This window comes from Sphingopyxis sp. H073 (genome assembly GCF_001468395.1).
Classification (GTDB): Bacteria; Pseudomonadota; Alphaproteobacteria; order Sphingomonadales; family Sphingomonadaceae; genus Sphingopyxis.
In genome coordinates, this window is sequence record NZ_LNSG01000003.1 from 1 (window position 1) to 11747 (window position 11747).

At 64.4% G+C, this 11747-nt stretch carries 11 protein-coding genes and 1 tRNA gene; 8 read left to right on the top strand and 4 right to left on the bottom strand.

Features of this window, described 5'->3' with window-relative positions; genetic code table 11:
• Window positions 1-60: 60 nt before the first annotated feature.
• Window positions 61-465: an Arm DNA-binding domain-containing protein gene (locus tag ATE64_RS21030; RefSeq protein ID WP_231729091.1), complete on the bottom strand. Its 405-nt coding sequence runs from the start codon at window positions 463-465 to the stop codon at window positions 61-63.
• Between the two features lie 131 nt (window positions 466-596).
• On the opposite strand from ATE64_RS21030, the gene ATE64_RS21530 reads away from it, so the two are divergent.
• Window positions 597-689 (top strand) — tRNA-Ser (locus ATE64_RS21530).
• Between the two features lie 10 nt (window positions 690-699).
• Here the strand turns inward: ATE64_RS21530 and ATE64_RS22315 are convergent.
• Window positions 700-981 carry a helix-turn-helix transcriptional regulator gene (locus ATE64_RS22315; protein WP_082657881.1) on the bottom strand — a complete coding sequence of 94 codons (282 nt, stop codon included), beginning with the start codon at window positions 979-981 and terminating at the stop codon, window positions 700-702.
• A gap of 24 nt (window positions 982-1005) precedes the next feature.
• Between ATE64_RS22315 and ATE64_RS05595 the strand changes: the two genes are divergently transcribed.
• A complete protein-coding gene (locus tag ATE64_RS05595) occupies window positions 1006-2127 on the top strand; it encodes a DUF5938 domain-containing protein (RefSeq protein ID WP_058456483.1) in 1122 nt (373 codons plus the stop codon).
• 11 nt (window positions 2128-2138) lie between these two features.
• A complete protein-coding gene (locus tag ATE64_RS05600; protein WP_058456482.1) occupies window positions 2139-3677 on the top strand; it encodes a long-chain fatty acid--CoA ligase in 1539 nt (512 codons plus the stop codon).
• A gap of 22 nt (window positions 3678-3699) precedes the next feature.
• Here ATE64_RS05600 and ATE64_RS05605 read toward each other — a convergent pair whose 3' ends face one another.
• Complete coding sequence (locus ATE64_RS05605; RefSeq protein ID WP_058456481.1) at window positions 3700-4788, bottom strand: flavin reductase; 1089 nt, start codon at window positions 4786-4788, stop codon at window positions 3700-3702.
• A 109-nt stretch (window positions 4789-4897) separates the two neighbouring features.
• A complete protein-coding gene (locus tag ATE64_RS05610) occupies window positions 4898-5878 on the bottom strand; it encodes a nitronate monooxygenase family protein (protein ID WP_058456480.1) in 981 nt (326 codons plus the stop codon).
• A gap of 118 nt (window positions 5879-5996) precedes the next feature.
• On the opposite strand from ATE64_RS05610, the gene ATE64_RS05615 reads away from it, so the two are divergent.
• From ATE64_RS05615 to ATE64_RS05635, 5 genes are all read left to right on the top strand, one after another.
• Window positions 5997-7178: an acyl-CoA dehydrogenase gene (locus ATE64_RS05615; protein WP_058456479.1), complete on the top strand. Its 1182-nt coding sequence runs from the start codon at window positions 5997-5999 to the stop codon at window positions 7176-7178.
• 124 nt (window positions 7179-7302) lie between these two features.
• Window positions 7303-8397 carry an acyl-CoA dehydrogenase family protein gene (locus ATE64_RS05620; protein ID WP_058456478.1) on the top strand — a complete coding sequence of 365 codons (1095 nt, stop codon included), beginning with the start codon at window positions 7303-7305 and terminating at the stop codon, window positions 8395-8397.
• Window positions 8394-9599 (top strand): acyl-CoA dehydrogenase family protein, encoded by a 1206-nt coding sequence (locus tag ATE64_RS05625; RefSeq protein WP_058456477.1) that lies wholly within the window; start codon window positions 8394-8396, stop codon window positions 9597-9599. The genes ATE64_RS05620 and ATE64_RS05625 overlap by 4 nt, the downstream gene beginning before the upstream one ends.
• A gap of 13 nt (window positions 9600-9612) precedes the next feature.
• Complete coding sequence (locus ATE64_RS05630) at window positions 9613-10395, top strand: SDR family NAD(P)-dependent oxidoreductase (RefSeq protein WP_058456476.1); 783 nt, start codon at window positions 9613-9615, stop codon at window positions 10393-10395.
• A gap of 65 nt (window positions 10396-10460) precedes the next feature.
• Window positions 10461-11711, top strand: coding sequence for an acetyl-CoA C-acetyltransferase (locus ATE64_RS05635; RefSeq protein ID WP_058456475.1), 1251 nt, complete (start codon window positions 10461-10463; stop codon window positions 11709-11711).
• The last annotated feature ends 36 nt before the right edge of the window (window positions 11712-11747 follow it).

Consider the following 11747-nt stretch of genomic DNA (forward strand, 5'->3'; position numbering starts at 1 on the left):
GCAACACCGCAAACTCGCCGCCTAATATCAACCCCCAGACGAGGCCCGCACTCCACTAATCTACGCCGCGAGTTGTGCCGAATGTTCTGACGACGGACACAGATAGTGTTGGACAAAACTGTCGGCATAGGTGTCAAAACTAAAGGCGCGTCTTCGAAGTTCAGCCTGTGCCTCCAACTGCTCCCGCGCCCTCGCTTCCTCCAGCAGTCGCCTCTCCTCTTCAACAGGGTCCACTCCACCGCGCACCTGGAGGAGCCGCCTCTCTGCTTCCCGACGCGCCGTTTCAGTTGTCCATGGATTGCCATGACCGCCAATCGTCATTCGACGCGCAGCTCGTCCCTTGATGCGATACTGGAACACGTATGACTTTACTCCCCCAGTACTGACGCGCAGGCCAAACCCGCTCAGCTCAGTGTCCCATATAAATTGGTCACCCCGAGGGGATGGCTCGGCCGCATCGACCACACGCTTTGTGAGCCTTGAATTTACCAATATCCGATTCCTGCGTAATCACCACGTAATCAGTTTTCCGAAAACTGCAGGATATTTTATCAAATGACAGAGTAGCAGTAAATGACTATTTTCTGCGGATTATAGTGCCCTGGAGTTCTCCCGGGCACCTCCAGCGCAGGCTCAAAAATTTACTTTTAATCAGTAGGTCGCTGGTTCGAACCCAGCAGGGCTCACCATATCTCGCCTTTACGGCGCGGGCGCCTTTTCGATCAGCTTCAGGCCAAGCATCATCGCGTTGACGACCGCTTCCTCGCGGCTGCCCGCGCGCAATTTGCGCATCACATTCTTGAGGTGCCATTTCACCGTTTCGGGCGCGAGGTGCAGCGTTCGGGCGATTTCCTTGTTCGACTCGCCGACATTGAGCGCGCTGAGGATTTCGATCTCGCGCTCGGTCAGGAACGAAAATGCCTCGCCGGGCGCTGCGCTGTATCCGCCCCGACGGCGGCTACACCGCCGTCTGATCCAAATCCTTCACAACTGGGACGACAATCCATGAGCAAGAAACCGGTCATCGTCTATGGCGCCTCGGGCTACACAGGCCGCCTCGTCTGCGAATATCTGCGCGAGCTCGGCATTCCGTTCATCGCCGCCGGGCGCGACGCGAAGCGCGTGCAGGAGGTGATGGACAAGGTGCCCGGCATCGAGACCGCCGACTATGAGGTCGCCGAGGTCGAACATAGCGTCGAAGCGCTGACGAAGCTGTTCAAGGGCGCAAAGGTCGTGTGCAACATGGTCGGCCCCTTCATCAAATATGGCCCCGAAACCGTCGAGGCGAGCCTCGCAGCGGGATGCCATTACCTCGACACCACCGGCGAGCAGGACTGGATGATGCTGGCGCAGGAAAAATGGGGCGAGGGTTTCGCGAAAAAGGGCCTGCTGCTCTCTCCGTGCGTCGCGCATATGTACACGACGGGCGAGATCGCGGCGAACATCGCGCTCGAAACCATGCCGGGGCTCGATACGCTCGACATGCTCGTGCTGTGGAAGGGCTTCCCGACCTATGCCTCGGTCCAGACGATCTTCACGATCCTGAAGGCCGACTGGTATTATCTGGATAACAATCAGTATGTCCAATGGCCGACGCTGACGACCACCGAATGCCATGTCCCCGGCCAGCACGCCACCGCGCTGACCCTGCCGTGGGGCGGGACATCGCACCCGCTCTGGTTCAAGGACGACCCGCGCGTCTCGACCGTCAAGGTCTATGGTGGCGTTTTCGCGCGCGAGGTGATGGACAATGTCGTGAACATGACCAAGATGATCGATACCGACATCAAGCCGCTCCCCTTCAAGGAACAGGAGGCGGCGCTCGCCAAGATGGCGGAATCGGTTCAGGGCGACATGCCGCCGCGCGAAAATCCGCGGCTCAACACCAGCATCGATTCGGTTCACGCCTCGGGCCCGCTCGGCCGCGTGCATGTGCTGATCCACGGCAATTGCAACTATAAGCAGACCGGCCTGATGCAAGCGTGGGCAGCGGTGAACCTGCTCCAGCAATCGCCGCGCCGCGTCGGCTTTGCGTCGGCGTGCCAGGCGTTCGGGCATCGCGAGATATTCGGCGCGCTGCGCCAGTTCGGGCTGGTGCTGAAACCGGTCGTCACGGTTCACGACTGAGGAGGCGGCGGATGCGGCTGGTCGACTGGCTCGACAAGGGGGCGTCGCTGGGCGCCGGCGCCCCCTGCCTGACGATGGACGGCAAGAGCCTGTCCTATGCCGAGGTGCAGGCGCTGACGCACCGCGTCGCACGCAGGCTGAACAGTGCGGGGATCACGCCGGGAAAGCATGTCGCGATCCTCTCGGGCAACGATCCCGTTGCCTTTGCCTGCGTCCTTGCGATCTCGCGCGCCGCGGCGGTCTGGTGTCCGATCAATCCGCGCAACGAGGCGGCCGAGAACGCCTATGTTCTCGACAATTTCGATTGTGCGGCATTGCTCTTCCATTCGAAGTTCGCCGATCTGGTCGACGAACTGCGTCGGCAGTTGCCGAAACTCGAGCTGCTCGTCTGCCTCGATGCCGAGCAGCCGTTCGCGCCGTCGCTCGACCAGTGGCTCGCGGGCGTCCCCGACGGCCCGTTTCAGGCGGAACCGGTCAGCGACCTCGCGATGCTCCCCGGCACCGGCGGGACGACGGGCCACCCGAAAGCTGTCATGCTGACGGGCCGCAATCTCGAGGCGATGACCGCGCTGACGCTGATCGGCTATCCGTTCGAGGGACGCCCGGTCTATCTGGCGATGGCACCGCTGACGCACGCCGCCGGTGTGCTGACCTTCCCGATCATGGCGCATGGCGGTGAGGTCGTGATCATGCCCTATCCCGATACCGGAGAGTTCCTGGCGCTGGTGTCGCGGCACCGCGTCACGCACAGCTTCCTGCCGCCGACACTGATCTACATGCTGCTCGATCATCCAGCGCTCGGCGCCACCGACCTCTCGTCGCTCCAGTGCTTCTGGTACGGCGCGGCGCCCATCTCGCCTGCGCGGCTCGAAGAGGCGATCGACAAGATCGGGCCGGTGATGGCGCAGCTTTTCGGTCAGACCGAGGCACCGATGATGATCTCGATGATGGCGCCGAACGATCATTTCAACCCGGACGGGTCGGTTGCGCGCCACCGCCTGTCGTCAGCGGGCAAGCCCGGCCCGCTCGTGCAAGTCGCCATCATCGATGAAAGCGGCAGCGAACTGCCGCAGGGCGAGCGCGGCGAGATCGTCGTCAGGGGCTCGCTTGTCATGGCCGGTTATTACAGGAACCCGGAAGCAACGGCCGAGGCGACGCTGAACGGCTGGCACCGCACCGGCGACATCGGCTATCTCGACGCCGACAATTTCCTCTACATCGTCGACCGCGCCAAGGACATGATCATCACCGGCGGCTTCAACGTCTATTCGGCCGAGGTCGAGGCGGCGCTGCTGTCGCACCCGGCGGTTCAGGACAGCGCGGTGTTCGGGCTTCCCGACGACAAATGGGGCGAGCGAGTCTGCGCGGTCGTGCAGCTTCGCGCGGGCCGGCAGGCCGCGCCCGAAGAGATCATCGCGCACGTCAAGGCGGCCATCGGCAGCGTCAAGACGCCAAAGGAGCTCGAAATCTGGGACGACCTGCCGCGGTCGAAAGTCGGCAAGGTACTGAAGCGCGAAATTCGCGCTGGCAAGCTCGGTTCTCCGGCCTGATTCGAAGCTGCGAGCCACCCGGTCAGGCGAAATGGAGCCGCCGGTACTTGCCGCGAAAATAAAGCAACGGGTCGCGGTGCGGCTCGAACTGCGCGCGCACCACTCGCCCGACGAGGATAAAATGGTCGCCCGCTTCATGCAGCGACTCGCGCTGACATTCGAACGAAACGAGTGAGCCGCCGAGCAACGGCACGCCGGTCTGGCCAGGCGCCCATGGCAGGTTGGCGAAGCGGTCCTCGCCCTTCGACGCGAAACGGTTCGACGCCGGTTGCTGCCCGATCTGGAGGACGTTGACGCCGAAATGCACCGCGTCGCGCAGGACCGGCGCGGTCCCCGACGTATTGGCGATGCAGACGAGCAGCAGCGGCGGGTCGAGCGACACCGAGGTGAAGCTGTTCGCCGTCAGTCCCGCCGGTGCCCCCGACGCGTCGAGCGCGGTGACGATCGTGATGCCGGTGGCGAAACAGCCCATCGCATCGCGCAGCGTGCGCGGGTCCGATCCAGCCTTGAACTCCATCGCTTCGCGCGGCTGGCGCCGTTCGAGGAATTCGAGCAGCTGGCCGAGCAGTGCCTCGTTGCGATCGACCGCGAACGCCAGGTCTCTGTCCTCGATATCGGCGCTTTCGCCGATCGGCAGCGCCGCGGTGAAAGCGTCGCTCGCCGCGGTGCATTCGGCGGGCGAAAAGCCGCCGCGAACGACCAGCGTCGGAAGCGCGAGGCGCGGCGCCGCCGCGACCGCCTCATCGCTCACCGGCATGTCGACCAGAATCAACCCCGCCGCGAGATGCGCGCCATCAGGGGCCAGCGCCTGCGTCGCGACCAATCCCCCTCGCCGCGCGGTCGCGACGACGGGGCGCGACCCCATCTGCGCCAGGATAGCGCGCAGATCCTCGACATGCGCAGCGATATCGCCCGCTTCCATTGCAGAGGCACGTGGCTCGACATTGACGACGCGTCGCCCGGACAGGACGAGCGCTTCGGCCGCTGCGCGCCAGACCTCGCGCCCCTGCCCCGGTTCGGGGAGCAGCAGGACGGCGGGATCATTTTCGTCGCCCAGAACATCGGCGGACAGACGAAGGCCGCCAAATCCCTTATATTCGATGATAGCCAAGCAGCCCCCTCGACGGGCCGGCGAGTAAAGAGGCCGGCAGGTTGGACCCTGCCAGCATAGCGGCACCCGTTGCCGGACCGCAAGGACGGAGCGCAAGGATGGGCGGGCGTCAGCTCCTGAAACCGGCAAGCCGCTGGTCGATGATCGCTTCGGCGTCGCCGATAATCCGGTCGATCAGTTGCTGACAGGTCGGGATATCGTGGATCAGCCCCTGCACCATCCCGGCCCAGAACACGCCCTTCGACAGGTCGCCGGTCTGGAGCAGTTCGCGCCCTGCGGCGCCCGACACCAACTCCTGCACGTCGCTGAACTGCGCATCGGGATTGGCGAGGCGACGCGCGACCTCTTCGCTCACCGGGCTGCGGCCGACGCGCGCGGTATTCTTGAAGTTGCGAAAGATCAGAAAGCTGCCGCGCTCGTCATTGTCGATATAGGCCTGCTTCACATTGTCATGGATCGGCGCCTCGACGGTCGCGCAGAAGCGCGTGCCCATGTTGATGCCCTCGGCGCCGAGCGACAGCGCGGCAACGAGGCCGCGCCCGTCGCCGAAGCCGCCCGAGGCGAGCATCGGAATCTTGACCTTGTCGGCGGCGGCGGGGATCAGGATCAGGCCCGGAATATCGTCCTCGCCCGGATGGCCGGCGCATTCGAAGCCGTCGATCGAGATGATATCGCAGCCCGCCTTCTCCGCCGACAGCGCGTGACGGACCGCCGTGCATTTGTGGAGGATCGTGACGCCATGGGGCTTCAGCATCTCCCAGATCTCCCGCACCGCCTGCGTGCCCGCGGTTTCGACGATCTTCACCCCGCCGTCGATGATCGCCTGCGCATAGGCTTTGTAATCGGGCGCGTTGATCGTCGGAAACACCGTCATGTTCACGCCGAAGGGCTTGCCGGTCATCGCGCGGCAGCGCTCGATCTCGGCGCGCAGGGCGTCGGGAGACGGCTGGGTCAGCGCGGTCAGGATGCCGAGGCCCCCCGCATTCGACACCGCGCTCGCAAGCTCGGCATAGCCGACGCTCTGCATACCGCCCTGAACGATCGGATGTTCGATGCCCAGCATCTCGGTGATACGCGTCTTGAAAGCCATGCCACGTCCTTCCCTAATTTTATTACCCTTACGGCACCGTCGTCTTTGCACATGAATTAACTTGACGCTTACGTCAACGTCGGGTTGAGCGATTGCAGAAGCGGCGAAGGGAATCGGGATGACGACGAACCAAGGCATATCGGATCGGGCGCTGGCGATTGCTGCAAAGGTTGAGACCTTCGTCCGGGAAACCGTCATCCCCTATGAACGCGATCCCCGCCGCGACCATCATGGCGCTCCGACCGACGAGCTGGTCATGGAAATGCGCGAGCAAGCACGCGCTGCGGGCGTGCTGACGCCGCACATCCTGCAAGACGGCAGCCACCTTAACCAGCGCGAGACCGCCGTGGTGTTGATCAACAGCGGCTTGTCGCCGCTCGGCCCGCTCGCCTGCAACACGATGGCGCCCGACGAGGGCAATATGTATCTGCTCGGCAAGGAGGGAAGCCCCGAGCTCAAGGCCCGCTTCCTCAAGCCGATGGTCGATGGCCATGTGCGCTCGGCCTTCTTCATGACCGAGCCTGCCGAAGATGGTGGCGCGGGCTCCGACCCGTCGATGATGAAGACGACGTGCCACCCCGACGGCAATCACTGGGTCGTCAACGGTCGCAAGACCTTCATCACCGGCGCGCAAGGCGCGCGGGTCGGCATCATCATGGCCAAGGCCGAGCAAGGAGCGTGCATGTTCCTGGTCGACTTGCCCGACCCCGCGATCCGTATCGACGAGATCCCGAATACGATCGACAGCTCGATGCCCGGCGGCCACGCCACGCTGACAATCGACAATCTGCGCATTCCCGCCGACCAGATGCTGGGCCAGGCAGGTGAAGGCTTTCGCTATGCGCAAATACGCCTGTCGCCGGCGCGCCTGTCGCATTGTATGCGCTGGCTCGGCTGCTGTATCCGGGCGCATGAGATCGCGACCGATTATGCCAACCGCCGCGAGGCGTTCGGGAAGCCGCTGATCGAGCATGAGGGCGTCGGCTTCATGCTCGCGGAAAATATGATCGATCTCAAGCAGGCCGAACTGATGATCGACTGGTGCGCAGGCGTCCTAGACACCGGATCGCTCGGCACCGTCGAAAGCTCAATGGCGAAGGTGGCGGTGTCGGAAGCGCTGATGCGCATCGCCGATCGCTGTGTCCAGGTCATGGGCGGCACCGGCGTCACTGACAAGACGATCGTGGAACAGGTGTTCCGCGAGGTCCGCGCCTTCCGCATCTACGATGGCCCGACCGAGGTTCACAAATGGAGCCTCGCCAAGAAGATCAAGCGCGATTGGAAAGCCGGCCACGCCTGAGCGCCGCGAAGTTTGTTGGCGCGGAATGATTTCGCTGCGCCCGAAACGTAACGTCAAAAGACTTGACGTTTACGTTAACGTACAGATGATGGGCACAAACAGACCAGGGTGAGGAATCGGGCCGATGTCGATATTGCACGATGAAGGACAGCAGGCGATCGCGACCGAGTCGCGCCGTGTTCTCGAAGCACGGATCAGCAAGGACGACCTGCTGCCGCTGCTGCAGACCAGCGGCCGTTACCACGAGGGCTTCTGGACGACGGCGAAGGAACAGGGCTGGACCGCCCTCGCCCTTCCTGAAGCCTATGGCGGTCTCGACCTCGGCCTCGTCGAACTCGGGCTGATCGCGCATCAGGCCGGACGCTCGCTGAGCGGCGCCCCCTTCCTGACCTCGGGTTTCGGCGCCGCGAAAGCAATCGAGCTCCTGGGCACCGATGCGCAGAAACAGCGCTGGCTGCCTGGCCTCGCCAGCGGCGAAGCCATCGGCGCGGTCGCCTTCGCCGCCGGCGCCGACCCGCTTCCCGCCCGACCGGACCTCACCTGTGCAAACGGCCATATCGAGGGGCGCGCGAGAAGCGTCACTGCGGGGCTGGCCGCCGATGTCGCCGTCGTTCTCGCCGACGAGGCCGGCACGCCGGTCCTCGCGCTCGTCGATCTCGCCGGGGTCGAACGATCGGCGATCGACAGCTTTGACAACAGCCGCCTCATCGCCGACCTCCGCTTCGCCGGGACGCCTGCCGAGGTGATCGCCACGGGTCCGGCGGCACGCGGCGCAGCGCTTCAAATTCTGACGCTGCAGGCCGTCGTCACCGCGCACGAACAGACCGGCGGCGCCGAGGCCTTGATGGAAATCGCCCGCGATTACGCCGTGACGCGCAAGGCGTTCGGGCAGCCGATCGGCGCTTTCCAGTCGATCAAGCATCGCATTGCCGAACTGTACGGACTGGTCGAGCTCGCCCGCGCGAACTGCATTCATGCCGCAGCACGCGTGGATCAGGCGGACTTCATCACGGCCGCAGCCGCGGCGCGCCTTTCGGCAACCGAAGCCTATGATACCGCCGCGCGCGACTGCGTGCAGATCCATGGCGGCATCGGGGTCACCTGGGAGATCGGGCTGCACCTTCACATGCGCCGTTCGCGCAGCCTCGCGCTCGAACAGGGAAACAGCCTTTTCTGGGAAGATATACTCGTCGACCGCCTGGCAGGAGAAGCCGCATGAGCGATCTCGAAGCCTTCCGCGCGAAAGCCGCTGCGTGGTGCGAATCGATGGTGCCCGCCTTCGGAAAGGCGGCGCGCAAGGGGCTGAGCGTCGAAGAGGATCTCGCGCTCGGCCGCCGCTATCAGAAGGCGAAATTCGATGCGGGCTTTGCAGGCATCAACTGGCCGACCGAATATGGCGGCCAGGGGCTCGGCCACATCGAGAAGATCACCTTTGAAGGGGAAGAGATGAAGCATGGCTTCCCCAACGTCTATTTCGGCATTTCGCTGGGGATGCCCGTCCCGGTCCTGATGCAGTTCGGTGCCGACAGGGACTTTGTGAAGGAGCGTGTCGTCAAGGCGCTGCAGGGCGAGGAAATCTGGTGCCAGCTCTTTTCGGAGCCGTCGGGCGGCACCGACCTCGCGGGCCTCCGCACGCGCGCGGAGCCCGACGGCAACGGCTGGAAGATCAACGGTCAGAAGGTCTGGACCAGCTGGGCCCAATATTCGGACTATGGCGTCATCGTCGTGCGCACCGATCCCACGGTCGCGAAGCACAAGGGCCTCACCTATTTTTGGGTCGACATGAAAGCGCCCGGCGTCACCGTGCGCCCGATCAAGCTCGCGGGCGGCGACAGCCACGTCAACGAAGTCTTCTTCGACGATGTAAAAATCAGCGACGATCACCGCATGTCGCCGGTCGGTGGCGGTTTCGCGGTTGCGCTCACCACGCTGATGATCGAGCGTTATGTCGCCACCGACAGCGCCGGTTTCGGTCCGCACCTCGACCTGTTCGTCGACCTCGCCAAAGATGTGAAGATCAACGGCAAGCCCGCGATCGAGGATGGCCGCATCCGCCAGCAGATCGCGCGCAACTATGCGATGCGCGCCGGACTCGACTCGATCAACCGCCGCGCACGGCTGATGATGCAGGCGGGGATGACCCCGGGGCCTGAAGGCTCGCTCAACAAGCTCGTCGCGGTGCGGTCGCGCCAGAAGCTGTCGGAGCTCGCGCTCGACCTGCAGGGCACTGACGGCTTCCTGTTCGACGAGCATGCCTCGCCGAAAGATGACTGGGCGTCGAGCTGGATCAACGCGCCGACCGGGCGCATCGCGGGCGGGTCGGACGAGACCTTGCTCAATACCATCGCCGAACGCATCCTTGGCCTGCCGCAGGACCATCGCCCCGACAAGGGCATCCCGTTCAACAAGATTCCGGCCTGAAGGAGCCTGCTTCATGATTATCGATTCCTCGACCGCAGCCGTCGTAACCGGCGGCGCCTCCGGCCTCGGCCGCGCGACGGCCGAGGCGCTTGCCGCAGCGGGCGTGAAGGTCGCGATCTTCGACATCAACGACGCGCTCGGCGAAGAGGTCGCGAAGGCGATCGGCGGGCTGTTCGTCCATGTCGACATCACCGACGAGCAGTCGGTCCTCGATGGCTATGCCAAGGCCCGCGCGGCGCATGGGCAGGAGCGCATCTGCGTTCACTGCGCGATGACCTCGCGTCGCGGCAAGACGCTCGCTTATGACAAGGAGACCGGCAAGTTTCGCCGCACCCCGACCGAGGATTATGCCTATGGCGTCGCGGGCATCCTGACCGCGAGCTACCGCATCGGCTCGATCGCCGCCGAGGGGATGGCGGGACTGCCCGAACTCGAGGACGGCGAACGCGGTGTGATCATCTTCACCGCCTCGGTCGCCGCGCAGGATGCGCAGATCGGACAGGTGATCTATGGCTCGGCAAAGGCGGGGGTGAATGGGCTTGTCCTGCCGATGGCCCGCGACCTGATGGACCTTGGCATCCGGGTCAATTCGATCATGCCCGGCGTGTTCGAAACGCCGCTGCTCGGCAACATGAACCCGAAGGTCAAGGAAAGCCTGGAGGCCTCGGTCCCCTTCCCCAAGCGCCTCGGCAAGGCGAGCGAATATGCCAGCCTCGCGATGGAGATGGCGCGCAACAGCTACTTCAACGGCCAGGCTGTGCGCCTCGACGGCGCGATCCGCATGGCACCCCGCTGATCACGCCGACGACGCTTCTTCAATCCCCTGACGACCCGGATAAATACCCAAGAAAGGAACTCCCCATGGCAGACGCCTACATCATCGACGCCGTCCGCACCCCGCGCGGGATCGGCAAGCCCGGCAAGGGCGCGCTGTCGCACCTGCACCCTCAGCACCTCGCCGCGACCGTCCTCGCCGCGATTCGCGACCGCAACAATCTCGATACCGCGACGGTCGACGACATCGTCTGGTCGACCTCGTCGCAGAACGGCAAGCAAGGCGGCGACCTTGGCCGCATGGCGGCGCTGTCGGCGGGTTATGACATCAAGGCGAGCGGCACCACGCTCGACCGTTTCTGCGGCGGCGGTATCAGCTCGGTGAACTTCGCCGCGGCCAGCGTGATGAGCGGCATGGAAGACTGTGTTATCGCCGGCGGCACCGAAATGATGAGCTACACCGCTGCTTATGCGGCCGAACAGGCGAACGCCGGGCTACCCCCGCGCATGATGGGTTCGGGTCACGAGGCGCTCGACGCCCTGCATCCGCAATCAAACCAAGGCGTGTGCGGCGACGCGATTGCGACGATCGAAGGGATCAGCCGCGAGGATCTCGACGCGCTCGCGCTCGTCAGCCAGCAGCGCGCCGACCGCGCCATCAAGGAGGGCCGCTTCGCCAAGTCGGTCGTGCCGGTGCTCAATCCCGACGGCAGCGTCGCGCTCGACCACGAGGAGTTCCCGCGTCCCGAAACGACCGCCGAAGGACTGGCCGCGCTCAAGCCCAGCTTCGCAGCGCTCGCCGACTTCGACCTCGGCGGCGGCGTGACCTTTCGCAAGCAGATCAACCGCCGCTATCCCGATGTCGACATCCAGCATTTCCATCATGCGGGCAATTCGTCGGGCGTCGTCGACGGTGCCGCCGCGATCCTGCTGACTTCAAAGCAGTACGCCGACAAGCACGGCCTGAAGCCGCGCGCCCGCATCGTCGCCTATGCCAATATCGGCGACGATCCGACGTTGATGCTCAACGCCCCGGTTCCCGCGGCGAAGAAGGTGCTCGAGAAGGCCGGTCTCGGGAAGGACGACATCGATGTCTGGGAAATCAATGAGGCGTTCGCCGTCGTCGCCGAAAAATTCATCCGCGATCTCGATCTCGACCGCGAGAAGGTCAATATCAATGGCGGTTCGATGGCGCTCGGTCACCCGATCGGCGCTACCGGGTCGATCCTGATCGGCACCGCGCTCGACGAGCTCGAACGCTCGGGCGGACGGTACGGCCTCGTCACCATGTGCGCCGCGGGGGGCATGGCGCCGGCGATCATAATCGAACGACTCTAAATTCGTCACCCCGGCCCGTGTAGCCACGGGAGGCAT

Bases quoted from the DNA above. Each gene is read 5' to 3' on its own strand.
- ATE64_RS05615 (WP_058456479.1), top strand. From the start codon at position 5,997: ATGACGACGAACCAAGGCATATCGGATCGGGCGCTGGCGATTGCTGCA.
- ATE64_RS05620 (WP_058456478.1), top strand. From the start codon at position 7,303: ATGTCGATATTGCACGATGAAGGACAGCAGGCGATCGCGACCGAGTCG.
- ATE64_RS05610 (WP_058456480.1), bottom strand. From the start codon at position 5,878: ATGGCTTTCAAGACGCGTATCACCGAGATGCTGGGCATCGAACATCCG.
- ATE64_RS05625 (WP_058456477.1), top strand. From the start codon at position 8,394: ATGAGCGATCTCGAAGCCTTCCGCGCGAAAGCCGCTGCGTGGTGCGAA.
- ATE64_RS05595 (WP_058456483.1), top strand. From the start codon at position 1,006: ATGAGCAAGAAACCGGTCATCGTCTATGGCGCCTCGGGCTACACAGGC.
- ATE64_RS05630 (WP_058456476.1), top strand. From the start codon at position 9,613: ATGATTATCGATTCCTCGACCGCAGCCGTCGTAACCGGCGGCGCCTCC.
- ATE64_RS05600 (WP_058456482.1), top strand. From the start codon at position 2,139: ATGCGGCTGGTCGACTGGCTCGACAAGGGGGCGTCGCTGGGCGCCGGC.
- ATE64_RS05635 (WP_058456475.1), top strand. From the start codon at position 10,461: ATGGCAGACGCCTACATCATCGACGCCGTCCGCACCCCGCGCGGGATC.